This is a genomic window from Pelagibacterium sp. 26DY04, assembly GCF_031202305.1.
In the GTDB taxonomy this organism is placed as follows: domain Bacteria; phylum Pseudomonadota; class Alphaproteobacteria; order Rhizobiales; family Devosiaceae; genus Pelagibacterium.
The window spans coordinates 1,270,729-1,295,808 of record NZ_CP101731.1; the positions used below are offsets into that span (position 1 = coordinate 1,270,729).

Below are 25,080 nucleotides of genomic sequence, written 5' to 3' on the forward strand. Positions count from 1 at the left end.
TGTCACAAACGGCAAGGGGGTTTGTTGGCCTTCACCCTATCGTGTCGGCCACATAGGCGCCGCGTTCACCCATGGGGCGTTCTTCGCCGGTTGTGGTGTCGCGGGCGGTCTGGTGCTCGAGTTCCGAATTGAGTTCGGCGCCCATGATGACGAGCGTGATCGAAATCCACATCCAGGTCAAAAACCCGATCAGCGCCCCCAACGAGCCATAGGTCGCGTTGTAATTGCCGAAATTGGCCACGTAGAACGAAAAGATGAGCGAGGCGACGATCATCAGCAAGACCGCAGCCGCCGCGCCGGGCGTGATCCAGCGCCAGCGCGCCTGCTGTCGCGCCGGCCCCCAGCGGTAGAGCGCGGCGAGCCCCACCACCAGGACCGCGACCAAAAGGACGTAGCTCAGGATCCGCACCAGCCAGCTCACCGCCGGCCCGATCGGCAGTATGGCGACGAGCGCCGGCATGACGATAACCGCCGCCAGCGACAGCGCCGCCGCAACCGCCATGCCGAGGGTGAACGCCAGCCCCAGCGCGCTGATCTTGATGAAGCCGCGATCCTCGTCCTCCTCATAGGCGATGTTCATGGCTTCGAACATTGCCTTGATCCCCGCGCTCGCGCTCCAGAGCGCGATGGCCAGCGAGATCGCCAGCGTCCAGCCCAGCGCCGTGTTGCCTTCGCTGACCAGCCGCTGCAATTGCTCGCGTAAAATGTCGAGCCCGCCGGCCGGCACGATGCCTTCGAGCAGGCTGATGTGATCGAGAACCGTGCTTTGATCGGCAAAAAGCCCGTATATGGCGACGAAGGCCGTGAGCGCCGGCACCAGGGCCAGCAAAAGGTAGAAGGTCACGCCCGCCGCGAGCAGCATGACCCGGTCGCGCCCGATATCGGCGAATACGCGGCCAAGGAGTTCCCGCCAGGCTCGCGGGGGCAAGGCGTTAGGAGCATCCGCCTCGCGCCCGCGGCCCTTTTGTCGGGCAGCGCCCAGATCGGCTGGTGTGGTCGACGCCGTTCCGTTGCTCTGCCCGCTCATGGCGCTCTCAGTGATGGGTTATCTTGTCCGCTTCGGCCTTGGCGGTGTCGGCTGCGCCGCGCGCCGCGTCCTTGGCGTCGCCATAGGCGCGTCCGGCCACTTCCCGCGCCTGCTCGTGCAGGTGTGCGGCTTCCTCGCGGCCACGGTCGTAGAGATGCTCGGCCTCGTGTGCCGCGCGATCCTTGACCGAGTCCGCCGCCTCGCCGAACATCTCGTCTTCCTGCCGCGTATGGGGCAGGGCACCGCCGAACAATGCGCCCATGGCAAAGGCTATCGCTCCGCTGACCAGCGGTTGCTCGTGGATGAAATCGTCGGCCATGTGAGCGGCATGGCTGCCTTGCCGGCGCAGGCTGTCGCCGGCGTGCTGGGCCTGGGCGCCCATCCGGTCGGCGCCGTGACGCATCCGCTCGCCGAGCCGGGAAGCGTTTTCACCCGCCTTGCGCCAGGTGTGAGACGCCCAGCCGCTCGCCTGATGCATGCGGTTGCCCGCTTCGTCGCGGAAGTCGCTGACCCGATGCCCGGCTTCATCGATGAAGCCACGGAACATGCGTCCCGACTCGTCGACGAAGTGGCCGGCCCTGTGGCCCGCATCGCTGGTCAACGCCTTGAACTTGCGTCCGGCATCGTCGGTGAACTCGCTGTGCCGTCCTTCATCGCTCTCGATGACGCCCACGCGCTGCAGCGTGCGGCCCTGGATCGTGGCGACGGGGTAGTCCTCCTCGTCCACTTCGTAACGTCCGTACATCGCGTCGGCGTCGTACCCGTCTTCGTAATGCTCGCGGCGGGGCATGTTCGATTGCACCGCCAGCCAGGCAAGGCTCATGCCCATCAGGGCGACGGGAAGAGGATTGTTGACGACGCTGCGGCCCAGGTTGCGGGTGAAATCGGCGCCCGGACCTTCACGCGTAAAGCGGAGCGCTTCGTCCACCAGTTGGCCGGGGGACAGGCGAGAGGTGATCTGGTCGACCCGCTGTTCGATGCGCGCGCGGCGCGCCTCGATCTCGCGTTCGATTTCGTCGGATGACTTGTGATGGCGCGCCATTAGAGCCTCTCCTTTACGACATTGGCATCTTCAGACAGCGAATGGGCGGTCCGCTCCAGCTTGAAATTGGAGGTTTTGAGCCGCTTGACGCCCGAGGAAATCATCATCCAGCCGATCAGCCCCACGATGAGGGCGACGACGACGGCGGAGATGATGTTTGCGGTCATCTCGTCCATGCCCATGTTCACCAGCAGGGCGGTGCCCAGGGCGACGATTGCGGCCAGCAAGACGCCCAGCGCGCCGATCGCCAGTATGGCGCCGATGACCAGCATCTGGCCGCCATGCACCGCGCTTTCCATGCGCTCGCTGGCCTCGGTCTTGGCCAGTTCGATCTCCTGGCGGAACAGTGTCGAAACGTCCGAAACCAGGCCCTTGACCATGCTCGCCAGGGTGCGGGTTTCGCTGTGTTCTCCAGCATGGCTCATGATTGTTCTCCGTCGTTCGATCCACTGGAACGGGTGGTGCCATAGCCCTGTCCGTTCCCGTAATAGGGGTCGCCGCGATAGGCGCTGCCGGAATATTGGGAGGGACGCCGGCGGCTGGACGAGGCGGAGAGGAACCGGCTGGCCGCGAAACCCAAAAGCGCGGCGGTGGCCAGGAACGCGCCGGGACGCTGCCGTCCGAACTGCTCCACATCGCCCACGATTTCATTGAGACTGCTGTGGCGGGCTCTGTCGGCGAACCCTTCGATGCGTTGGGCGATGTCGCCCGCATACCGGCCGGCCCAGGGCTGTTCGCCCGAACGCATTTCGTTGCCAACCCGCTCGAAGACCGACGCTATGCCCGAAAGCTGGTCGGCGGCGTAGTTCTTCTGCCCTTCGGCATAGCTGCCCGCCTCGTGCCGCATATGCTCGAATTCGGATTTGGCTTCGCGCTTGACCGTTTCGAAATCCTTGCGCGCCCGGTCCTTGATCTCGCTGAAATCCTCGCGCGCCGTCTGCTTGATCGTCTCGGCATCCTTGCGGATCGCGTCGGTGGCGGGACCGTCGCCATTGGGGGCTGTTGGGTTTGCCATCCTCGATCTCCCGTGTTGCTCGGTGATGAGGGGCTAATTCGCTCTCGCCCGGAGTGTTCCAAAACGTGCTTGCGGAAGCATTTTGGAATGTCAGGTGTTTAGGGCAGGGCCTCAGTTCCCGATGAGGCCATTTTCAATGGCATAGCGCGTGAGCCCTGCCGTCGTGGCGATACCGAGCTTTTTCTTGATGTTCTTGCGGTGGGTTTCCACGGTCCGTGCCGAGATGTCGAGAGTGGCCGCCACGTCCTTGTTCGATTTTCCCGCCGCGATCAGCAGCAGGATCGCCTGCTCGCGCGTGGTCAGCGCCTTGGCCTTGCTGCGCTGGGCATTGCGTTCGAGCAGCACGTCGGACACTCCCGTCGAAAAGAACGTTCCCCCGGCCGCGACGGTCTCGATGGCCTCGATGATCTCCTCGGTCGAGACGTCCTTGAGGATATAGCCCGACGCTCCGTACATCACCGATGTCGAGATGTATTCGCGGCTGTCGTGCATCGAGAGCATCAAAAGCTTGATCGCGGACGATTGCTCCTTGAACAGCTCGATGGCATCGAGCCCGTTCAGTTCAGGCATGTTGATGTCCATCAGCACCACGTCCGGCTCGGCGGTCCTGGCGATTTCCAGTGCCGCCCGTGCCGATGGCGCGGCGCCGACCACGTCGATGTGGTCGTAGGTTTCAAGGATCGCCTTGAGCCCGTCGAGCACCAGCGGATGGTTGTCGACCAGCAGCACCTTGATGGGGGCCTCCATGCTATGCCACCTCCGCCAGTCTTGGTTGACGTATGAAGACCGATTTGGGCAGCAGGGCGCGCAGCGTCGTTCCGCTGGGCGAGGTTTCCACCAGCATGCTGCCGCCGAAATGGGCCATGCGCTCCTGCATGTTGCGCAGGCCCAATCCGCCCTTGCGGTCGTTGTCGCTCGAAAAGCCCTTGCCATTGTCGGTGATCACCATCTGCACTCGCCCATGCGGGCTGGACAGCGCAATGGTGACTTCGGTGGCGGCGGCATGGCGGTCGATATTGTTGAGAGCTTCCTGGGCCACCCGATAAAGCGCCGTGCGCGCCTCGGGCAGCAGCATGTTCTTGAAGGCGACCGCCTCGAGCGAAACCTTTATGCCGGTGCGCTCGGCGAAATTGTGGATCAGCGCCTCGAGCGCCGCCGAAAGTCCCAGATCGTCCAGCGCGCCTGGGCGCAGGTCGTGGGAGAGGCGCCTCACCTCCTTGATCGCCCCGTTGAGCGCATCGGCGCCTTTTCCGATCGCCTCGGGCGCGCCCTCGGCCCCGCTTTCCACCTTGCGCCGCGCCAGGTCGATCGCATAGCGCACCCCGATCAGGATTTGCGAAATCCCGTCATGGAGTTCTCGCGCGATGCGGGTGCGCTCCTCTTCCTGGGTGTCGATCACGCGCTGGGTCAGCTCCTTGAGCTTGTGGTCGGCCATCCGCCGCTCATGCAGGTTGAGGCCCATCAGCCAGGCAAAGACCAAAAGCACCGCCGGCACCGCGATCAGAACCACGGTCAGAAAGGTCGAATTGATGGTCTTGCGCAGATCCTCATGCGCGGCGGCGGTTTGCGCGTAGACGTCGTCGAGATAGACGCCGGTGCCCAGCATCCATTCCCATTTGTCCAGTCCTACGGCGAAAGAGACCTTCTCGGCCATCACCCCGGCGGAGGGCTTTTCCCATAGATACTGATGCAGCCCGCCGCCTTCCTTGGCCTTTTCGATAAGGTTGTAGATCACCCTGTCGCCATTGGGGTCGTAGAGGTCGAGCCAGTTCTGCCCCGGCCGGTAGGTCTGGCGCGGATGGACGACATTCACCCCGTCATAGTCATAGACGAAGAAATATCCGTCCTCGCCATAGTCGAGCGCGTTGAGAATGGCTTTGACCTGTTCCTTGGCCTCTTCGTCTTCGGGCCCCGCATTGGCATAGATGCCGTCGATGGCCGAGAGCGCGAGATTGGTGAGGTTCAGCAACTCGTCCTGCTTGGCCTGCAGCATGTTGCGCTCGAACGTGTCGATACTGGCCCGCGCCAGATTGGTCGATTGCCAGGTGATGAGCCATGTCACCGCAACGATCGCCAGGATCAGCGGCACGGTGGCGAGCGCCAGAATCTGATGCCTCAACTGCATGGGCTAAAGCCCTCCTCCTCAACGACTTTTACCAGCCGCGCACCGGCTGTAACCGCGCCAGCAGCCAACCCAATACCATTTCCTGCGTAATAGTGGGTAGTGTTTGGCGATAAAGCCTGTAACCATGGGAAGCGGGGCCTCGACGGAGGCGGGCAAATACGGTCTGTTTTGCTCGCGCTTCGACGATGCGCTCGAAAACGGTGGCGGCTCTCGAGGCGCAGGCTCTAACCGTTTTCTAATCGGTGCAAAAGCACCATTGGGAGGAAATTGATGAAAAGACGCGACTTCTTCAAGAAGGCCGGCGCGGCGACTGCGGGTGCCGCGGCGGCTGCCACGACTCTGGCCGCTCCGGCCATTGCTCAGGGCAATATCAACTGGCGCATGGTCACCACCTGGCCCAAGAACTTCCCCGGCCTCGGCGTCGGCGCCCAGCGCCTTGCCGACCGCATCACCGCCGCTTCGGGCGGCCGCCTGACCATCCAGGTCTATGCCGCCGGCGAAATGGTCCCCGGCCTGCAGGCGCTTGACGCCGTCATCGACGGCTCGGCCGAAATGAGCCACGGCGCTGCCTATTACTGGCAGAACAAGTCCATGGGTCTCTCCTTCTACACCGGCGTGCCCTATGGCATGACCAACCGCGAGCTGGCCGCCTGGGTGCGCCACATGGGCGGGCAGGAACTCTGGGACGAGATTTACGACCAGTTCGGCCTTCAGGGCTTCCTGTCGGGCGATACCGGCACCCAGGCTGGCGGCTGGTTCCGCAACGAATTGACCGGCGTTTCCGACGTGCAGGGCCTGCGCTTCCGCAGCCCCGGCCTTGGCGGCCAGGTGTGGGAGCGCCTGGGCGCATCGGTCACCAACCTCGCCGCCGGCGACATCTTCGCCGCGCTCCAGAACGGCACCCTCGATGCCGCCGAATTCGTCGGCCCCTACAACGACCTGGCGCTTGGCTTCTATCAGATCGCCAAGAACTACTACTTCCCCAGCTTCGTCGAGCCGGGTCTGGCCACCGAACTCGTGGTCGACAAGGCCAAGTACCAGGAGTTGCCCCAGGATCTGCAGGACATCGTCCGCTTCGTCTGCCAGGCCGAATATGACGAAGTCGCCTCCGACTTCGCCGCCAACGACCCGCGCGCCCTCCAGACGCTCGTCAACGACCATGGCGTCGTCGTCCAGCAGTTCCCCGAGGAAATCCTCGAAGCCGGCGCCCAGGCGTCCATGGAACTGCTCGCCGAAATCCGCGAGGGCGGTGACGATCTCACCCGGCGCGTTGCCGAAAGCTTCGTTGCGGCCTTCAACGTCGTGCGCCAGAAGACAGACGGCACCGACACCCTGTTCCTGCGCGCCCGCGAGCAGTACATCTCCTTCGACTGATCGAAGACGCACATCATAGGAGAAGGCCGCGGATCACCTCCGCGGCCTTTTTGTTTCTGTCATCGACTCGGCTTATCCCTCGTATCAACGACGATAACGAGGCTTTCGGACATGTCCCAAGGCGCTATCGAAGGCTATGCATCCGCCGCCCCGGAGCTGATCGACCGCTACGGCGATATCGATCCCGAGGCTCACCTGGCTCCGGTCCGGGCGTTTCTGCCACCCATGCCCGCTACGATCATCGATATCGGGGCAGGGATCGGCACCGAAGCGCGCTGGCTTGACGCCCAGGGCCACAGCGTCGTCGCCGTCGAACCCGTCGCCGCCTTCCGCGAGGCCGCCGGCCGAATGCCCGGAAACGTCAAATGGCGCGACGACAGGCTGCCCGAGCTTCCGGCGGTGATGGCCGAGGGCAGGGCTTACGATCTCGTCCTCGCCCTGGCCATGCTCCAGCATCTCTCCCCGCCCGATCAGATCCGCTCCATCGATACGCTCTACCGCCTGGCCACGCCCGGCGGTCGCCTCATCCTCTCGCTGCGCCACGGCCCGGGACATCCTGACCGCAAGGTCCATGACATCGACGTGGACGCCATCCTCGACGCCGCCGCCTGCGCCGGCCTCGTCCTCCTCTCGCGCCAGGCCGCCGGTTCGCTGCAAAAGGCGAACCGGGCGGCCGGCGTTGTCTGGACCTGGCTGGTGTTCGATCGTTGAGCGCTTCCAGGATAAGTGGTCCCACTTATCCGGTTCGGAAGCGCGACCAGCAAAAGACTAATTGATCGACGGCAGCCAGGTGATGAGCTGCGGGAACACGAACAGCAGCGCTATCGCGATGATCTGCAGCACCACGAAGGGCAGGGCGCCCTTGTAGATCATCCCCGTCGTCACCCGGCTCGGCGCCACCCCGCGCAGGTAGAACAGCGAGAACCCGAAGGGCGGCGTCATGAAGCTCGTCTGCAGGTTCACGCCCACCATCACGCCCAGCCAGATCGGATCGACGCCCAGCGCCAAAAGGATCGGCGCCGTGATCGGGATGATGATGAAGATGATCTCGAACGTGTCGAGAATGAACCCGAGCACGAACATGATCAGCATCACGACGATCATCGCCCCGATGGCCCCGCCCGGCAGGTTGGCCAGGAATTCGTGCACCAAATTGTCCCCGCCCATCACGCGGAAGACGATCGAGAACACTGAAGCGCCGAACAGGATGATGAAGATCATCGAGGTGATCGTCGCCGTCGCCATAGCGCATTCGCGGAACACGCGGAACGACAGCCTCCAGCGCAGCGCCGCGAGGATCGTGGCGCCCACCGCGCCCACCGAACCGGCCTCGGTCGGCGTCGCGATGCCGGTGAGGATCGAGCCCAGCACCAGAAGGATCAGCACCAGCGGCGGAACCAGCGCCACGATCACGTCCTTGACGATCCCCTTGCGCTCTTCGTCGGTCATCGGCGTTGCCGGGCAGCTCTCGGGCTGGGTGATCGCCTTGTAGATCATGTAGACGATGTAGAGCCCGACCAGCAGCAGCCCCGGAATGAACGCGCCGGCGAAGAGGTCGCCCACGGTCACGGGAACCGGCGCGAAATTGCCCAGCTCCATCTGCACCTGCGCGTTGATCGAGGAGAGCATGTCGCCCATGAAGATCAGGACCGTCGAGGGCGGAATGATCTGCCCCAGCGTGCCCGAGGCGCAGATCACGCCCGAGGCGAGCTTGGGATCGTAATTGGCGCGCAGCATCGCCGGCAGCGAGATGAGCCCCATGGTGACCACGGTGGCGCCCACCACGCCCGTGGACGCCGCCAGCAGCGCGCCCACCACGATCACCGAAATGCCCAGGCCCCCACGCAGGCGCCCGAACAGCTTGCCCATGGTGAGCAGCAATTGCTCGGCGATCTTGGATTTCTCCAGCATCACGCCCATGAAGATGAAGAGCGGAACGGCGACCAGCACTTCGTTGGTCATGTAGCCGATATAGCGGCCCATGAGGTTGCCCATGTTCGAGAAGTCGAACACGCCGAAGAAATAGCCGATTGCCCCGAAGATCAGCGACGTGCCGGCCAGCGTGAAGGCCACCGGAAAGCCCAGCAGCAGAAAGCCGATGACGCCGAAGAACAAAAGGCCCGAGAGAATCTCGCCGATGAGAACGCTAGACACTGGGCATTTCCTCCTCGGCTTCGACCGGATAGCGGTAGGCGGGGGGCAGCAGGTCTTCCTTGTCGGCCAGCACCAGGATGGCCCGCGCGATCATCGAGACGCCCTGCAGGGCGATCAGCACGGCAAAGACCAGGATGAAGGTCTTGAGCACGAACAGCCCCGGCATCCCGCCGATGTTCTGGGAGGCTTCGTAAAAGCTCCAGGAGCGCTGCACATAGGGCAGGCCCCAGGTCCACACCACGAACATGAAGGGAAACAGGAAGATCAGCACGCCCACGATATCGCAGATCGCCTTGGTGCGCGTCGATGCCGGGCGATAGAGGATATCCACCCGCACATGATCGTCGCGGAACAACGCAAATCCGGCCACGGCGGTGAACATCGCCCCGCTGAGCCAGACATAAAGGTCCTGCATCCAGAGAAAGGTCGTGTGAAACAGATAGCGCTGGACGACGACAATGAAACAGATGGCCACCACGCCGACGGCCAACCAAGAGAATACATTGCCGACCAGCCGGTTCAGGCCGCCTATGGCCTGCACCGCAAGTGCGAGCGCACGCATTAGCTCCTCCTCCCGGGGAAGAATGTGTTTTTATCGAGTGTATCGCTAGTGCGGCGATAGGCAAACTGCAACGTCCGCCGCGGGTCCCTCGGATCAAAACCGCACATTTGCCCGTAAAAGTGGGTAGCACTTCCCCAATGCGTGCCCGACCCCTTCACCCTGCGCCCCGTTTGCCCCCGTTACTCTTCTCCCTTTGAGGGAGACTTCGAGCCGCCCTTTGGCCAATCGTGTCGGTGGCGCAATCCCTATGGTTGCCGCTGACATGCTTAGCCCCCTCGTCCCCCTCTGGGGAGAAAGTGGGGCTGAGGCATACTCCTTGAAAAAAAGCCAGGAACCCTGCGCCCGCCCGCGTTTGCCCCTCTTACCCTTCTCCCCTGGTGGGAAGGTGGCCGCGAAGCGGTCGGATGAGGGGGGCGCTGAGCCAGCCGAAAGCTTCAACCTCGATGTCCGCCCCCTTTACCCTTCTCCCCTTGAGGGAGAAGGTGCCCCGAAGGGGCGGATGAGGGGTGCGCTGCGCTTCAGCAATCCCCACGGTTGCCGCTGATATGCTGAGCCCCCCTCATCCCCGTCCCTTCTCCCACCAGGGGAGAAGGGGGCTCCTGAGGCATGCTCCTGAGAGAAGCCAGGAACCCTGCACTCGCCTCGACCCTTTCACCTGCGCCCCGTGTTTGCCCCGTTACCCTTCTCCCCTGGTGGGAGAAGGTGGCCGCGAAGCGGTCGGATGAGGGGGGCGCTGAGCCAGCCATGAGCTTCAACCCCGATGTCCGCCCCCTTTACCCTTCTCCCCTTGAGGGAGAAGGTGCCCCGAAGGGGCGGATGAGGGGTGTGCTGAGCTTGCGCACCCACCAACGCCTGAATAACCCCCGCCGCGCCCTACACCATCCCCCGGTGCCGCAGAAACGAGGCGACCGCCGTTGCCCCAAGAGCCCACGCCGCCCCCAGCGCCCATCCCGCCAGCACGTCGCTAGGGTAATGGACGCCGAGCATGACACGGCTGATGCCCACCAGCACAGTGAGAATTATGGCGACGCCATAAAAGAAGATCCTCACCCGCCACCTCTGCGACAGCCGCGCCAGCAGCGCCCCGAGCGTCAGGTAGGTCACCGCCGACAGCATGGCATGGCCGCTGGGAAAACTCGCCGAAAGCGCCTCGGTGATCGCTGAATATTCGGGACGCGGCCGGTCGAAGAAATTCTTGAGGAAGGTCGAAAGGATCGATCCCCCGATCACCGATACCGCGACCAGCAGCGCCGCGTGCGCCTGCCGCGTCATGAGCAGGAAGATGATGACGCTCGCGACGATCAGCGTGAGCACCGAAACGCTTCCGAGCGCCGTGATGTCGCGCACCGCTTCACGGAACCAGAACGAGCCGATCATCTGGCTCGGATCGCCCGCCGCCCTGAACAGTTCAAGGATGGCGATGTCGAGGTCGTGCGTTTCGCCCTCCGTCACCTCGTCGGCAACCTGGATGAAGCCGAAGGCAAACGCGCTCGCAATTCCGATGGCGATCAGCACCGCATATTCGGTGACCACGAATTCCCGCACCCGGCGGATGTTGCCTTCCGAAATGTAGCGTTTGAAGATGTCGGATTTCATGCCGTCCCCGGCATCATGCGTTTGACGTCGTTGGCATCGGGCGGATCCATGCGCCGATAGAAGGCCTGCACGATGGCATAGGCTCCATAGGCGGCCAACCCCGCCGCCATCAACCCGTAGAGCGCCGCGCCGTAGGGCTGGCTGCGCAGCCAGTCCAGCGCATCGCGCAGCCCGCCCGCATTCTCGGGCGAAACGGTGATCGCGGCGAAAATGATAAGACCGCCGATGATGACGAAAAGCGCCCCGCGAGCGATCAGTCCATACTGGCAGACGGGATCGAGCACGGGCTTGAAGCGCGCCGGGATGGTTATGCGATCCTCATAGTCGCGTACCGCCCCGCGATAAACCTGGGCGATCCCCGCGCCGATGAAGGTCGCGCCGATCGCGCCCACCATCCATTGTCCGAATGGCTGGCTCATGACCATGGCGATGATACTGGAGGAATCCGATCCGCCACTGCCCCCGCCATTGAGCGCAAGTCCCGCAGCCGTTGCGGCCAGCACGCTGTTGGCAACGGCACTCGCCAGTTGACCGGCCCGAGTGAGGAGCCCCGTGGCATCGGTGCCGTTGTCGTCGGCATCAAGCAGCGATTGCGCGAGCCGCCACAGGACGTAGCCGGCAAGCCCGACGGCGATGGCGCCCAGCACCGCCCGGCCCATGGGGGCCCCGAGCAGTCGCGAAAGCGCCCCTTCGGGGCTGTCCTCGCCCGAACCGCCGACCAGAACCGAGGAAAAGGCGAGCCCGCCGAGCAAAAGATAGACGACTCCCTTGGCGCCATACCCCGCCCGGGCCAATATCTCGAATGTGTTGCGCGTTCCGACCAAGGCCATCCCTCTTTGTTGTTGGGATCACAAGGCAGGAGCGGGGGTTTTGTTCCGTGGCGAGACGATGGAGGGCGGCGTTCCCCTGCCATGCATTCAGCTTGTCTCCTCCATCCAGTGCTGCGCTGCCCGCAGCACCTGGAAATCGGTTGCTCTACCCGCCGAGCCCCCTGAACCGCCGCTGATAGGCGGCGTCATAGAGGGCGCTATCGGAAAACGCTTCCGCCGCCAGCGTCGGCCCCACGAAAATGATCGCGGTGCGCTCGATCGGGTCCGCCGCGATCTTTGCCGCGATGTCTCCGAGCGTACCGCGCACGATGCGCTCCTTGTCCCAGCTCACCCAGGCGACGATGGCCACCGGACAGTCGGCGCCATAGAGCGGGGTCAGTTCCGCAACGATATCGTCCAGCGCGTGAATGGCCAGATGGATGGCCAGCGTCGCTCCGCTCGCGCCGAAATTGCCCAGTGTTTCGCGTTCGGGCATCGGCGAGGCGCGGCCCGATACACGTGTAAGCACGAGGCTTTGGGCCAGCCCCGGTTTGGTCAGTTCCTGCCCCAGCGCTGCGGCGGCCGCCGCGAAAGCCGGCACGCCCGGTGTCAGCGAATAGGGTATTGAATGCTTTTCCAGCCGCCTGATCTGCTCGGCAACCGCGCTCCAGACCGAAAGATCGCCCGAATGCAGCCGGGCAACGTCCTGTCCTGCCGCCTCCGCCGCGAGGTATTCCGCTTCGATCTCATCGAGGGACAATGGCGCGGTATCCACAAGGCGCGCACCTTCGGGGCACCAGTTAAGCAACTCGCGTGGAACGATCGAACCGGCGTAAAGGCATACCGGGCAGCGCGCCAGCAGGTCCCGTCCGCGCACGGTGATGAGGTCGGCCGCCCCCGGACCAGCGCCGATGAAATGGACGGTCATTTGTGCCACACCCATTGGGTGATCGGCATGGCCGGCCGCCAGCCGCTCATCGACCCCAGGGCCTCGGCGCGAGCAATCTGAATGCGGGTCAGCGAGCCGCCCGCCTGCCCATGCAGAAGCGCCAGCAAGGCTTCCATCTCCAGCGTCACCGCATTGACCACCAGCCGTCCGCCCGGCTTGAGCGCTTCCATCGCCGCGTCGATCACCCCGTCATCGGTGCCGCCACCGCCCACGAAGATCGCATCGGGCTGCGGAAGCTTTTCCAGCACCTGCGGCGCCTTGCCTTGCTTGAGCACCAGTCCCGGCACGCCGAGCGCTGCGGCATTGCCCGCAATTCTCTTAAGCCGGGTTCCATCCACCTCGATGGCGATCGCCGAGAGCGAAGGATCGGCCAGCATCCATTCAATGCCCACCGACCCTGAGCCGGCCCCGATGTCCCACAGCAGCTCGCCCCGTCGCGGCGCCAGCGCCGAGAGCGTCAACGCGCGGATTTCCCGCTTGGTGATCTGCCCGTCATGGTCGAACCATTCATCGGGCACGCCCGGTGTCATGGGCAACACCCTGGCGTCGGCTCCCGCAACGACATCGATGCCCACGATATTGAGCGGATCGATGCCGGTCATCTCGAACCCACTCGCCACGACGGTCTTCAGGCGCTCTTTGGGACCGCCCAGCGCTTCGAGCACCGTGAACGCGCTGGCCCCGAATCCGGCCTCCGAGAGCAAGGCGGCAATCTCTCCCGGTCCCTTTTCGTCCGAGGTCAGCGCCAGGATCTTGCGTCCATGATGCAGATGCGGCCGGATCAGCTCGATTGGCCGCCCGTGCAGCGAGAGCACCGTCACGTCCTGTAGCGCCCACCCCATCCGCGCCGCCGCAAGCGAGAAGGAGGAGGGGGAAGTGACCACCTGCATCTCGCGCGCCGGAATGCGCCGCGCCAGCGTCGCGCCGATGCCGAAATGGAACGGGTCGCCGCTGGCCAAAACGCACACCCGCTTGCGCCCGCGCAGCCGCGCCACCTCTTCCACCGACGTCTCGATGGGGGATTGCCAACGCCGCTGCTCGGCAAGGTTGAGCCGGCGCACCAGAGCGAGGTGCCGCGCGCCGCCGAACACCACCTCGGCATCGGCGATCAGCGATTTGGTGAGGTCGGTCAGCCCGTCCAGACCGTCCTCTCCGATGCCCACAATCGTCAGCCAGCGTTCAGTCATGTCGAACTTTCAGGCACCCGTCTCAACGCATACATTAAATTCCGCCTATCCGGGCGTTCAACACCACGAACATGCCGTGAGCCCACTATGATGGTTGAGGCCATATTCGCCTGTTCCGGGGCGGCTTTTTCCAGGTTCGTGATGACAATCTCCTCGTCCTCCCGCCCCACCGCACGGCCGAAGATCACCGGAATCCCGGCGGGGAGAATTTCCCGTAAGATATTGAAAGCCTTGCCCAATTGCCACGGTCGCGCCTTGGAGATCGGATTGTAGATCGCGATCGCAAACTCCGCCTCCGCCGCCAGCCGCAGCCGTTTTTCTATTAGATCCCAAGGCTTTAGGTTGTCCGACAGCGAAATCGTGCAAAAATCCGCCCCCAGCGGCGCCCCCACCTTCGCCGCCAGCGCCAGCATCGCCGTTACCCCCGGCACCACCCGAAGATCGACCGTTTTCCAATGCTCCGGCCCATGATCGATCGCCTCGCAAACCGCTGATGCCATTGCGAAAATTCCCGGATCGCCCCCGGAAACCACGGCCACGGTTTGCCCCTCCGCCGCCATCTCCAGCGCCGCTTTCGCCCTGTCGATTTCCTCGCGATTGTCCGAAGGAACCGCAATCTGGTCGGCCCGTAATTCGAGCCGATCCACATAAGGTTTGTACCCGAAAAAGTGGCTGGCAGCCGAAATCGCTTCCATGGCCTCGGGCGTAATTTGCTTTTGATTTCCGGGCCCTAGCCCGACCACATAGAGCGTCCCCGTCATGGCCGATCCTTCCAGCCCGGAACCAGAACCTGCGAAAAATATGGGGCAGGGGAGTCGTCGCGCTCGGCGAGCGGTGTCACCACGGAATCGGCCATCGTCCCGCGCTCGACATAGATTGCGCGGTCGATTTTCCCCGCCGCCTCAAGCGCTTGGCGTATCTTGGGCAGATTGCGCCCGACCTTCATGATCACCGCGCTGTCGGTTTCCCCAAGGCGCCGCGCCAGGTCCGAAAGCTCAAGCGTTCCGGGCAAAACGGTGAAAACATCGTCCCCCTGCATCAGCGGCACCCCCGCCTGCGACCAGCAGCCGGACAACGAAGTTATCCCCGCGATGACTTCAGTGGGGTAATGTGGGGCCAGTCGCACATGAATGTGCATGTAGGAGCCATAAAAAAACGGATCGCCTTCCGAAAGCACGGCAACGGTCCGTCCCTGATCGAGATGTTCGGCGATGTTTTTTGCCGATTCATCGAAAAACGCGCCGATCTGAGCTTTGTAGCCATCCTCCCGTCGATCCATTTCGGTGGTGACGGGATAGGGCAGAGGCAGCTCGATCGCCTTCTCTGGCCAATGAGCCGCCACGATCGAACGCGCATTGCCATTGCGCCCGCGCTTGAGAAAATGCGCGATCACATCGGCGGTTTCGATGGCTCTTAGGGCTTTTAGCGTCAAAAGCTCCGGGTCGCCGGGGCCGGTCCCGACCCCGATCAGGCGCCCGCTCATATTCCAGGCCTCGCCAGCGCATTGAGCGCCGCCGCCGTCATGGCGCTGCCCCCCAATCGGCCCTCGACAATGGCGAAGGGAACGCCATAGGAATTCTCGCCAAGCGCCTGTTTTGACTCAGCCGCTCCCACGAATCCCACCGGCATCCCAATGATGGCCGCAGGCTTGGGCGCGCCGTCGCGCAGCAATTCGAGCAGATGAAACAAGGCGGTAGGTGCATTGCCGATCGCCACCACGGAGCCTTCCAGTCGCGGCAGCCAGATATGGATGGCGGCAGCCGAACGGGTATTGCCATAGTCCTGCGCCAGATACGGCGTCTCGGGATTGTTGATCTCGCAGATCACCTCGTTGTTGGCCGGCAGCCGCGAGCGGGTCACCCCGCGCGCCACCATTTCCGCATCGGTGAAAATCGGCATGCCACGCTGGATGGCCTTGCGCGCCGCATCGACGAAACCGTCGGAAAACCGGAAGAATTCTGCCGCCTCAACCATCCCGCAGGCATGAATCATCCTGATCGCGATTTCGGCTTCCTCGGCTGAAAAGCGCGAAAGATCGGCCTCGGCCCGGATGGTGGCGAAGGACTGGCGGTAGATCTCCTGCCCGTCGCGGATATAGTCGTATTCGGTCATTGATGCCCCAGCCGGTCGAGAACCATGAGCGTCGTCTCGCCGGATCGGCGATTATCACGGATTCGCTCGGCCAAGGAAACGACGCCGGCTTCAATAGCGGCGGCGTCGAGCGTTGCAAGCGGTTTGGCACCCTCTGCGCGATAAAGCCTCAGTTCGCCCCCATCCAGAACGAGACCCGGCCGCCCCGCATGCGGACATCCCTTGGCGCAGGTGGAAACGTGAAGGTGAAAAGAACCATCCACCACATCCGTTCTGGTAGCATAGAGCGCCTTGGCCACCTCGGCCGCCTGAATAATTCCCCCTTCCGCACGCTCCGCCCCCGAGCAAAGGGAGAGCTGCGCCATCCCCACGTCCGGGCGGGTCAGATAGCCGAACGCAGCCAGCGCGGGGGCAAGATCGCGCAGCGCGCGGGCCGAAAACCCAAGAAGCACGAAGGTTCTCTCAGGGGCCGGATGCAGTTCGGAAACCCCGTACAATTGCATCGTGCGCGCGAGCTCTTCGACCTGCTCGGCCCGCACCTGCCCGAACGGCAGCCCGATCCGCAATCCCGGCGCGCCGGCGGCCAGGCTGAGAGGGCCGATCGTCATGCCCAGCGCGCGAGCGCCCGGCTCAGCCAGTGGACGGAGCTCGTTGAGAGTGCCGGCCATGGCCGCACGATCGAGGTGTTCTCCTCGCGCCTTCGGCCCCATTTCCTGCAGCGCCTCAAGGATCGCCTCAACCGCGCCGGGCACGCCATCTTCGCCCAGGATACCGAGCGAGGTGCTACCGACATCCAGCGCCCATCCATCGCTGCGCGCAACCAATCGAATGTCTGCCTTGAGACCGTCGAGCAACACCTGCCCGCCGCTGGCGAGAACGATCGACAGCTTGGGCGAGAGGGGGCCTTTGGCAAGTGCGGCATCGCACACGGCTCGGAGTTTTCGTGCCAACGATCTCGGGTCGGCGAGTTCCTTGGGATCGTTCCCCGCTATGGGAGACGTTTCGATGGCGGGAACTGGCTGGGCCATGATACCGGCCTGGTTCAAGGCCCTCCGGAAAGCGTCGGTCGAGGTGTCGGAGAGGCCTCGAATCTGGAGATTGCCTCTGGCGGTAACTTCGATCAGGCCATTGCCATAGGTCTTGGCCGCTTGCGCGAGCGCCGCCACTTGATCCGGCGTCAGCCCCGCTTCAGGCCGAAAGCGTGCCAAAAGGCCGTCCGCGACCCGCATTGGATTGTCGAGCGTCGGGCACGCACCGCGCGGGGCAGGGGGTGGTTCAGTGTCTGTCATGGCAGTCTCTTAGCAAGCGCCGCCACCGCGAGATAGCGATTACCTAACGGGCCTTGCGAAGAAGGTAGATGTCCATGATCCACCCGTGCCGGGACCGCGCTGAATCCCGGGTCTTTGAAATCTCATTTCTCACATCGGCCAACCGGCCTTGGATGAGAAGTTCCTCCTCCATTCCCACATAGGCCGCCCAATATATGTGGAGGTCCGCATCGAGGCTCTCATAACTTTTCCGCCCGTCGAGCATCACCACCACACTGTCGGCACCCTCCGGCCATCCGCGCGCCAGTTGCCGTCCAGTGGTGATCGTCACGGGATTGCCGATCGTGTTGAGCGGAATGCCGAACGCCGCCGTCAGCGCCTGAACTGCGGTGATACCGGGAATGACCTTGATCTCGAAATCGAGGCCGGCCTTCTCCCGAACCGCCGCGAGAATGCGCAGGGTGCTGTCGTAAAGTCCCGGATCGCCCCAGACCAGCAGCGCGCCGGTGGCATCCGCAGCGGCTCGGGCGAACATCTGAGCATAGCTCTCGGCGATCAGATCGTGCCAATCGAGCACGCGCTGCGTGTAGTCTGCGGTCGCTTCGTTGCGCGGCGAAATGGGATATTCCACCAGCTCATAGGCTCGCGAGATGTAGCGGTCGCAAATCTGCATGCGGATGTCCGCGAGCCCGGCCTTTTCCTCGCCCTTGGTGGGTATGAACACCACATCGGTCTGGTTGAGCGCGGAAATCCCCTGCATGGTTATGTGCTGGGGGTTGCCGGTGCCGATGCCGATGACGAAAAGCTTTTTCATGCCGCTCTTAGAGCAAAGGCTTTTCGTGTCGTCACGAAAATTTTCCAAGCGGGGTCTTGTGTGTGACACCCCCAATCGTTAGATGGGGTGTCTTCCGCGTTTCATCCGGCGCGGATTTTTTTATGGCGGCAACGCCAAACGCATTGCTCTCGCCCCCAGTCTCCGGGACCAAGGAGGTTCGAACGCAAGAATTGACGCTACAGACACCCTATTATCTGCTCGACAAGTCGGTACTTCTCCGCAACCTGGAAAAAATATCGTATTTGCGTCAGGCATCGGGCGTCAAATGCGTCCTTGCGCTCAAGGCTTTCGCCACCTGGTCGGTCTTCGACATCATGGCGGAGCACATGGATGGCACGACCTCGTCCTCGCTTTATGAAGTGAAGCTCGGCCGCGAGAAATTCGGCGGCGAGACCCATGCCTATTCGGTGGCCTGGGCCGATCACGAGATCGATGCAGCGATCGAAAACTGCGACAAGATCATCTTCAACTCGGTCAACCAACTCGAGCGCTATGGCGATAAGGCCGAGGCTCAGGGCAAGAAGATCGGTCTGCGTCTAAATCCGGGGATTTCGCATTCCCACTTTCTCCTCGCCGATCCGGCGCGCCCCTTTTCGCGCCTCGGGGAATGGGACATGGAGCGGGTGGAACCGGTGCTCGATCGCATCTCGGGCGTGATGTTCCACTTCAATTGCGAGAACGACGAATACGAAAGCCTCGATGCGCTGCTGAGCAAGATCGAGGCACGTTTTGCCGATGTTCTCCATAAGCTGGAATGGGTTAGCCTGGGCGGCGGAATCCGTTTTACAAGTGATAATTACCCGATCGAAAAGCTTGCGCAGCGCCTCAAGGAAATGAGCGAGCGCTACGGGATCCAGCTCTACCTGGAGCCCGGCGAGGCCTCGGTCACCAAGTCCACGACGCTTGAAGTGACGGTGCTCGACGTCGTCTATAACGGCAAGCACGTGGCCATCGTTGACAGCTCGACCGAGGCGCATATGCTCGATCTGCTGACATATAGCGAATATACCAGCGTGGCCCCCAATACCGGGCCGCACACGTATATTGTCTGCGGCAAAACCTGTCTTGCCGGAGACATTTTTGGAGAGTTCCAGTTCGAGACTGAGCTCAAGGCCGGGGACCGTATCTCCTTCCTCGATGCCGGCGGCTACACAATGGTCAAGAAGAACTGGTTCAACGGGGTCCAGATGCCGTCTATCGCGGTACGTCACCTGGACGGGCAGGTGGAACTCGTTCGCGAGTTCACGTTTGAGGACTACGCGCAGAGCCTGTCGTAAGCTTGGGGTGAGATCCCGAATTCGACAGGGTGCGTAGATTGGTTCAACCTCTGAAAAGGTGTTACGTGAAAATTGAAAAAGAACGTACTGATCATTGGTGCCGGAGGTGTGGCGCAGGTCGTCGCCCATAAGTGTGCAATGGCTAACGATGTGCTCGGCGATATCCATATCGCTTCGCGCACCCTAGCCAAATGCCAGGATATCGTCTCGAGTGTTCTCGAGAAGAAGTCGCTCAAAAAACCCGGCATTATCGAGGCCCATCAGCTTGATGCCCTCGATATCGAAGCGACCAAGGCCCTGATCGCGAAGACGCGGTCTCAGATTGTCATCAACGTCGGTTCCGCCTTCATCAACATGTCGGTCCTCGAGGCCTGCATTGCGATGGGCGTGGCTTACATCGACACCGCCATCCACGAAGAGCCCAACAAGATTTGTGAGACGCCGCCCTGGTACGGCAATTACGAATGGAAGCGTCGTGAGCGGTGCGAGAAGGCCGGTGTGACCGCCATTCTGGGCGCCGGGTTCGATCCCGGCGTGGTCAATGCCTATGCGGCGCTAGCCGTGGAAGAGTACTTCGATACGGTCGACTCGATCGATATCATCGACATCAATGCCGGATCGCACGGCCGCTATTTCGCGACCAATTTCGACCCGGAGATCAACTTCCGCGAATTCACCGGCGTGGTCTATTCCTGGCAGGACAGCCAGTGGCAGACCAACAAGATGTTCGAGGTCTCCCGCACCGATGACCTTCCGGTCGTGGGTGAACACACCTCGTATCTCTCCGGTCATGACGAGTTGCACTCGCTCTCGCGCAATCTCGACGTGCCCGACATCCGGTTCTGGATGGGGTTTGGCGAGCACTACATCAATGTCTTTACCGTCTTGAAGAATCTTGGCCTGCTCTCTGAGCAGCCGATTAAGACCGCCGAAGGCCTCGAAGTCGTGCCGCTCAAGGTGGTGAAGGCCGTGCTGCCCGATCCCTCTTCGCTCGCGCCCAACTACACCGGCAAGACCTGCATCGGTGATCTGGTCAAGGGCAAGAAGGATGGGGAAGACCGTGAGGTCTTCATCTACAACGTCGCCGATCACGAAGAAGCCTATGCTGAAGTGGGCAGCCAGGGCATTTCCTATACTGCCGGCGTGCCGCCGGTGGCCGCGGCGATCCTGGTCGCCAAGGGCGTCTGGGATGTCCACAAGATGGTCAATGTGGAAGAACTGCCCCCGCAGCCCTTCCTTGGCCTGCTCAACAAGATGGGTCTGCAGACCTCGATCCGTGACGAGAATGGCGAACGCGACCTCTCGTTCGAGGATTGGACGACCCCGCTTCCCGCTGCAACGGGCCGGGTTGCCAGCAAGCGCTGACGATCTCTGCCACGAATATCGTGCCGCCCGCGCCAGAGATGGCGCGGGCGGTTTGTTTTGCGCTATGGGGAAGCGAGGGAGATGACAATGGACGACATCGAGAAGCGCTCAGGCACGGTTCAGTCCGTGGACCGAGCTATGGCCATCCTCGAAGTGCTCGGGGAAGACGAAGAGGGCTGTAGGCTGACCGACATCGCCCGGCGCACCGGACTTTCGGTGTCGACGGTCCATCGCCTGCTCACGACGCTCGAGCAACGCCGCTTCGTTCAGTTCGATCGCAGCGATGGCATGTGGCATGTGGGACGCGGCGCATTCGCGGTGGGCTCGGCCTTCACACGCCAGCGCAATTTCGTCGCCCCGGCGTTGCCCATCCTGCGCCGCCTGCGCGACCAGACACGGGAGACCGCCAATCTGGGTGTCGTCGATGACGGCGAGGTTGTTGTGCTCACGCAGGTGGAAAGCCGTGAGATCATGCGCGCCATCACCCGCGTAGGGGGCAGGGCGCCGATGGCCAATTCCGGCATGGGCAAGGCGATTCTGGCATCTTACGCCGACGCGGATATCGACGCGCTCATCAACCGACAGGGGTTGCGGAAGGCGACCGGAAAATCGATCACCAGCGTTGCCGTGCTCAGGGACGAGATCGCCGCCATCCGTGAAAAAGGGTTCGCCTTCGACGACGAGGAATTCGTCACCGGGCTGCGCTGTGTCGCTTCGGTCGTCTATGGACCTCAGGCAGAACCGCTTTGCGCGATCTCCATATCGGGGCTGTCGGTTCGTGTGACCGACGATCGGGTGGAGGCGTTGGGAAAGCTCGTCGCCGAGGCAGCTCGCGAGTTGACGGTGTCGCTCGGGGGCAGAGCCCCCGAGCGCTAGCCCTTATTCGCCCATCACGGCGCCTTCACGGCGCTTGTCGGCGGCGCCGACCAGTCCGTCATCGGTGATTTCGATGACGTGAAGGCCGGAATTGAGGTTGGTGATATTGACCTCATGGCCCAGGGCTTCGAGGCCAGAAGCGAGGTCTTCGGCGCCTTCGCCTTCCTCGATATTGGTGCGGCCGTTGAGATTGGTCACATGCGGCAGGTCGATGGCTTGCTGCGGATCCATGTCCCAATCGAGGATAGAGATCAGCGATAGGGCCGTATAGTGGATAATCGCGGCCCCGCCGGGGCTACCGGTCAGCAGCACCGGCTCGTCGTTCTCGAACACGATTGTGGGCGCCATGGACGAGCGCGGGCGCTTCCCAGGCTCCACCCGGTTGGCCACCGGCATGCCATCGGCTTCTGGAGCGAAGGAGAAGTCGGTGAGCTCGTTGTTGAGCAGGAACCCGCGGGCCATCACCCGGCTGCCGAAGCCGCTTTCGATGGTGGTGGTCGCCGAAATCGCATTGCCCGCACTATCGATGATGACAAAGTGCGACGTGCCGGCGCGAGGCCGCTCGATGTCTGGAGCCAATAGCGCCTCGTCCCAGCCCGGAGGAGTGCCGGCAGTGGCGGTTCCCATCGAGGCTGCGGGATCGATCAGCGTCGAGCGTTCCTGGAGATAGGCGTCATCGAGATAACCGGTAGGGATATCGACGAAATCGCTATCGGCCAAATACATGCCACGATCGGCAAAGGCGAGACGCGACGCCTCGGCGAACAGATGCCGGAACTCAACGCCATCTTCCATGGCGGCGAGATCGAAGGGTTCAAGCAAACCCAAAATCTGCCCGACAGTGTATGCGCCCGAGCTCGGAGGCCCCATGCCGCAGACTTCATAGCCGCGGTAGTCCATGCACACCGGATCGCGCCTGACCACCTCATAGGCTGCAAAGTCCTCCATGGTGAGGATGCCCGGATTGATATTGGTGTTGAGCGCCGCGACGATGTCTTCGGCAATCTCGCCGGTATAGAAGGGTTCAGCGCCCTGCTCGGCAAAGAGCTGCAGCGTTTCGGCGTATTCGGGATTTGATAGGGTGGAACCCTCGGCGATCGGCTCGCCGCCCGGAAGGAAATACTCAGCGGTTTGCACGAAGGTATCGAGACCTTCCGCGTCCGCAACTGAATCCGCGAGGCGCTGGGTGACCGTGAATCCCTCTTCAGCGGTGTCGATGGCAGGCTGGAGCAGCTCGGCCCATTCCATGGTGCCATGATCGTCGTGGAGCACTTCGAGCAGCATCGGCGTTCCGGGCACGCCAGCCGAGCGGCCGCCCACCACAGCTTGCATGAACTCGAGCGGTTCGCCGTCCTCGTCGAGCCAATAGGTTTCATCGGCGGCGAGCGGCGCCTTTTCACGCGCATCATAGGTTGTGAGCTCGCCCGCTTCGGCGTCCCAATAGAGCAGGAACGCGCCGCCGCCCAGACCCGAGCTTTGCGGTTCGACCAAGCCCAGCATGGTCTGTACCGCGACGGCGGCGTCTGCCGCAGAGCCGCCGGCGGCCAGGACGTCATAGCCGGCCTGAGTGGCCAGCGGATGTGCCGCGGCGACCATGAAGTCGTCGGTGGTCACCGACTCGCGCTCGGCGATTGCGGTGGTCTGTTCGGGCTGGGGTGGCGGATTTTGTGCGAGAGCTGCCGTCGAAGCCAGGAGTGCGGCCGAGATCAACAGCCCACCGCTGTGTGCCAATTGCATGTTCCTCATCCTTTGATCGTTCTCATTGCGCCGGTGCGTACCAGCTCGATAAGTGAAGGCTTATCGGGCGTGCCGCGCAAGCCTTTATTGTTCTGTCATGCGCCGGTGGCATGCATGCCATGACCACATCCATCTTGACTTTAGCCGTCAAGAGGCAGATTCAACACGGCCCTATTCGCGGCCGTCTTGGTCGCCGCGCCAATTTTTTGAAGAGTTATCACCATGTCACCGACCGATGTGAACGGCGCGGCTGCGCCCTCGACGCCATTGAGCGACAGCGAAACCTCGGCCCGTAACAGGCTGGTCATCGCGCTTTTGCTGGTTTCGGCCTTCGTCGTGATTCTCAACGAGACCATCATGAGCGTGGCCATTCCGCACCTGATGGAAGATCTCGGCGTCACGGCCAGTGCCGCGCAATGGCTCACTTCGGCGTTCATGCTGACCATGGCCGTTGTTATCCCGATCACCGGCTATCTGCTGCAGCGGCTCAACACTCGACCCGTCTTCATCCTCGCCATGACCCTGTTCAGCGCGGGCACCTTGCTTTCCGGTATTGCACCGGGCTTCGAGGTGCTGCTGGTCGGCCGTATCGTGCAGGCCTGCGGCACCGCAATCATGATGCCGTTGCTCATGACCACGGTGATGAATCTCGTTGCGCCGGAATCGCGCGGGCGCACCATGGGCAACATCTCCATCGTCATCTCGGTAGCGCCGGCCCTCGGTCCCACCATTGGCGGGTTCATTCTCGAGCATCTCGAATGGCGGTGGATGTTCTATCTGGTGCTTCCGATCGCCGTCGCTTCGCTGGCGCTCGGCACTGCCAAGATCCAGAACGTTTCGACGCCGACCAAGGCACCGCTCGACGTGCTCTCGGTCATTTTGTCGGCCCTGGGCTTTGGCGGGCTGGTCTATGGTCTCTCCAGCCTGGGTGGCGATGCGTCGCACGGGGCTGGGCCGTCGATATTCCCGGCCTGGCTGCCCGTTCTCGTGGGAATCGTCGGTCTGGGGCTATTCGTTGCCCGCCAGTTCTCGCTGCAAAAGCGTGACGCGGCACTTCTCGACTTGCGCACCTTCGCCACTCCGGTTTTTACTGTCAGCGTGGTGATGATGGCGATCTCGATGATGGCGATGTTCGGTTCGCTGATCCTTTTGCCCATCTATATGCAGAACGTGCTCGGACTCGATGCGTCCCAAACCGGCCTCATGCTTCTGCCGGGCGGTCTCGTCATGGGCTTGATGGCCCCGTTCGTGGGACGGCTGTTCGACCGGTTCGGACCTACGGTTCTCATCGTGCCGGGAACGGTACTGGTGAGCGTGGTGCTCTGGACCCTCACAACCGTCAACCAGTCGACATCGGTGATGTTCATTCTGGCTCTGCATGTGACGCTCAGCGTTGGGTTGGCGCTCATGTTCACGCCGCTCTTCACTTCAAGCCTGGGATCGTTGCCGCGCCACCTCTATTCCCACGGCAGCGCGGTGATCGGCACCGTGCAGCAGGTGGCCGGCGCGGCAGGCATTGCCGTCTTTGTTTCGCTGATGACATTGCGGACCACAGATCTCATCGCCAGCGGCGTCGAGGTGGTTCCGGCCACCTCACAGGGCATTCAGCTCGCCTTCCTATGCGGCGCGATCATCTCGCTCTTTGCCATCGTTGCTGCATTCTTCATCCGTCGTCCGCCCAGCCCGCCCGTGGGTGAGCCGGCCTTCGGACACTGATCCCAAGGCGCTGCCGATCGTCGCATCGGCAGCGCTTGGAAATCTGGTATAGCTGCAACCGAACCGGCCTCCTCG

24 protein-coding genes are annotated in these 25,080 nt (G+C 62.8%); 6 read left to right on the plus strand and 18 right to left on the minus strand.

Annotated elements, in window-relative coordinates; all coding sequences use genetic code 11:
• Positions 1-31: 31 nt before the first annotated feature.
• The 6 genes from NO932_RS06010 to NO932_RS06035 form a co-directional block, all read right to left on the minus strand.
• Positions 32-1,027 (minus strand): YihY/virulence factor BrkB family protein, encoded by a 996-nt coding sequence (locus NO932_RS06010; protein ID WP_309210187.1) that lies wholly within the window; start codon positions 1,025-1,027, stop codon positions 32-34.
• Between the two features lie 7 nt (positions 1,028-1,034).
• Positions 1,035-2,069 carry a DUF3618 domain-containing protein gene (locus tag NO932_RS06015; protein ID WP_309210188.1) on the minus strand — a complete coding sequence of 345 codons (1,035 nt, stop codon included), beginning with the start codon at positions 2,067-2,069 and terminating at the stop codon, positions 1,035-1,037.
• Positions 2,069-2,494 (minus strand): phage holin family protein, encoded by a 426-nt coding sequence (locus NO932_RS06020; protein ID WP_309161947.1) that lies wholly within the window; start codon positions 2,492-2,494, stop codon positions 2,069-2,071. Before NO932_RS06020 ends, NO932_RS06015 begins: the two co-directional genes overlap by 1 nt.
• The gene (locus tag NO932_RS06025) at positions 2,491-3,084 is read right to left on the minus strand and encodes a nutrient deprivation-induced protein (RefSeq protein WP_309161946.1); all 594 of its coding nucleotides are present in this window, start codon (positions 3,082-3,084) and stop codon (positions 2,491-2,493) included. The genes NO932_RS06020 and NO932_RS06025 overlap by 4 nt, the downstream gene beginning before the upstream one ends.
• Positions 3,085-3,195: 111 nt before the next feature.
• Positions 3,196-3,831, minus strand: a complete 636-nt coding sequence (locus NO932_RS06030; protein WP_309210189.1) for a response regulator transcription factor — start codon at positions 3,829-3,831, stop codon at positions 3,196-3,198.
• A gap of 1 nt (position 3,832) precedes the next feature.
• Entirely contained in the window at positions 3,833-5,209 is a 1,377-nt protein-coding gene (locus tag NO932_RS06035; RefSeq protein WP_309210190.1) for a cache domain-containing protein, read from the minus strand.
• Positions 5,210-5,479: 270 nt separating this feature from the next.
• Between NO932_RS06035 and NO932_RS06040 the strand changes: the two genes are divergently transcribed.
• Together NO932_RS06040 and NO932_RS06045 are read left to right on the plus strand one after the other, a co-directional pair.
• On the plus strand, positions 5,480-6,583 hold the full coding sequence (locus NO932_RS06040) for a TRAP transporter substrate-binding protein (RefSeq protein ID WP_309210192.1): 1,104 nt from the start codon (positions 5,480-5,482) through the stop codon (positions 6,581-6,583).
• 111 nt (positions 6,584-6,694) lie between these two features.
• Positions 6,695-7,294, plus strand: a complete 600-nt coding sequence (locus tag NO932_RS06045) for a class I SAM-dependent methyltransferase (protein WP_309210193.1) — start codon at positions 6,695-6,697, stop codon at positions 7,292-7,294.
• A 57-nt stretch (positions 7,295-7,351) separates the two neighbouring features.
• Here NO932_RS06045 and NO932_RS06050 read toward each other — a convergent pair whose 3' ends face one another.
• The 11 genes from NO932_RS06050 to cobF all read right to left on the minus strand — a co-directional run bounded on the left by NO932_RS06050 (position 7,352) and on the right by cobF (position 18,013).
• Positions 7,352-8,737 carry a TRAP transporter large permease subunit gene (locus tag NO932_RS06050; RefSeq protein WP_309210194.1) on the minus strand — a complete coding sequence of 462 codons (1,386 nt, stop codon included), beginning with the start codon at positions 8,735-8,737 and terminating at the stop codon, positions 7,352-7,354.
• Complete coding sequence (locus NO932_RS06055) at positions 8,730-9,299, minus strand: TRAP transporter small permease subunit (protein WP_309210195.1); 570 nt, start codon at positions 9,297-9,299, stop codon at positions 8,730-8,732. The genes NO932_RS06050 and NO932_RS06055 overlap by 8 nt, the downstream gene beginning before the upstream one ends.
• A gap of 873 nt (positions 9,300-10,172) precedes the next feature.
• Complete coding sequence (locus NO932_RS06060; RefSeq protein WP_309210196.1) at positions 10,173-10,895, minus strand: phosphatase PAP2 family protein; 723 nt, start codon at positions 10,893-10,895, stop codon at positions 10,173-10,175.
• On the minus strand, positions 10,892-11,725 hold the full coding sequence (locus NO932_RS06065) for a DUF1206 domain-containing protein (protein WP_309210197.1): 834 nt from the start codon (positions 11,723-11,725) through the stop codon (positions 10,892-10,894). The genes NO932_RS06060 and NO932_RS06065 overlap by 4 nt, the downstream gene beginning before the upstream one ends.
• A 145-nt stretch (positions 11,726-11,870) precedes the next feature.
• A complete protein-coding gene (gene cobM / locus NO932_RS06070) occupies positions 11,871-12,632 on the minus strand; it encodes a precorrin-4 C(11)-methyltransferase (RefSeq protein ID WP_309210198.1) in 762 nt (253 codons plus the stop codon).
• Positions 12,629-13,840, minus strand: a complete 1,212-nt coding sequence (cbiE, locus tag NO932_RS06075) for a precorrin-6y C5,15-methyltransferase (decarboxylating) subunit CbiE (protein ID WP_309210200.1) — start codon at positions 13,838-13,840, stop codon at positions 12,629-12,631. Before cbiE ends, cobM begins: the two co-directional genes overlap by 4 nt.
• Positions 13,837-14,601, minus strand: coding sequence for a precorrin-3B C(17)-methyltransferase (locus NO932_RS06080; protein WP_309210201.1), 765 nt, complete (start codon positions 14,599-14,601; stop codon positions 13,837-13,839). Before NO932_RS06080 ends, cbiE begins: the two co-directional genes overlap by 4 nt.
• Positions 14,598-15,323 (minus strand): precorrin-2 C(20)-methyltransferase, encoded by a 726-nt coding sequence (locus NO932_RS06085; RefSeq protein ID WP_309210203.1) that lies wholly within the window; start codon positions 15,321-15,323, stop codon positions 14,598-14,600. Before NO932_RS06085 ends, NO932_RS06080 begins: the two co-directional genes overlap by 4 nt.
• Positions 15,320-15,952, minus strand: coding sequence for a precorrin-8X methylmutase (locus NO932_RS06090; protein ID WP_309210205.1), 633 nt, complete (start codon positions 15,950-15,952; stop codon positions 15,320-15,322). Before NO932_RS06090 ends, NO932_RS06085 begins: the two co-directional genes overlap by 4 nt.
• Complete coding sequence (locus tag NO932_RS06095) at positions 15,949-17,220, minus strand: hypothetical protein (protein WP_309210207.1); 1,272 nt, start codon at positions 17,218-17,220, stop codon at positions 15,949-15,951. The genes NO932_RS06090 and NO932_RS06095 overlap by 4 nt, the downstream gene beginning before the upstream one ends.
• Positions 17,221-17,263: 43 nt before the next feature.
• Positions 17,264-18,013 carry a precorrin-6A synthase (deacetylating) gene (gene cobF, locus NO932_RS06100; RefSeq protein ID WP_309210209.1) on the minus strand — a complete coding sequence of 250 codons (750 nt, stop codon included), beginning with the start codon at positions 18,011-18,013 and terminating at the stop codon, positions 17,264-17,266.
• A 191-nt stretch (positions 18,014-18,204) separates the two neighbouring features.
• On the opposite strand from cobF, the gene nspC reads away from it, so the two are divergent.
• The 3 genes from nspC (at position 18,205) to NO932_RS06115 (ending at position 21,552) form a co-directional block, all read left to right on the plus strand.
• Positions 18,205-19,311, plus strand: a complete 1,107-nt coding sequence (gene nspC, locus NO932_RS06105) for a carboxynorspermidine decarboxylase (RefSeq protein ID WP_309210211.1) — start codon at positions 18,205-18,207, stop codon at positions 19,309-19,311.
• A 72-nt stretch (positions 19,312-19,383) separates the two neighbouring features.
• The gene (locus NO932_RS06110) at positions 19,384-20,676 is read left to right on the plus strand and encodes a saccharopine dehydrogenase family protein (protein ID WP_309210213.1); all 1,293 of its coding nucleotides are present in this window, start codon (positions 19,384-19,386) and stop codon (positions 20,674-20,676) included.
• An 87-nt stretch (positions 20,677-20,763) separates the two neighbouring features.
• Positions 20,764-21,552: an IclR family transcriptional regulator C-terminal domain-containing protein gene (locus NO932_RS06115; RefSeq protein ID WP_309210215.1), complete on the plus strand. Its 789-nt coding sequence runs from the start codon at positions 20,764-20,766 to the stop codon at positions 21,550-21,552.
• Between the two features lie 3 nt (positions 21,553-21,555).
• Here the strand turns inward: NO932_RS06115 and ggt are convergent, their stop codons facing one another.
• The gene (ggt, locus tag NO932_RS06120) at positions 21,556-23,289 is read right to left on the minus strand and encodes a gamma-glutamyltransferase (RefSeq protein ID WP_309210216.1); all 1,734 of its coding nucleotides are present in this window, start codon (positions 23,287-23,289) and stop codon (positions 21,556-21,558) included.
• 222 nt (positions 23,290-23,511) lie between these two features.
• Here ggt and NO932_RS06125 point away from each other — a divergent pair, with 222 nt between their 5' ends.
• A complete protein-coding gene (locus tag NO932_RS06125; RefSeq protein ID WP_309210218.1) occupies positions 23,512-25,005 on the plus strand; it encodes an MDR family MFS transporter in 1,494 nt (497 codons plus the stop codon).
• Positions 25,006-25,080: the final 75 nt, after the last annotated feature.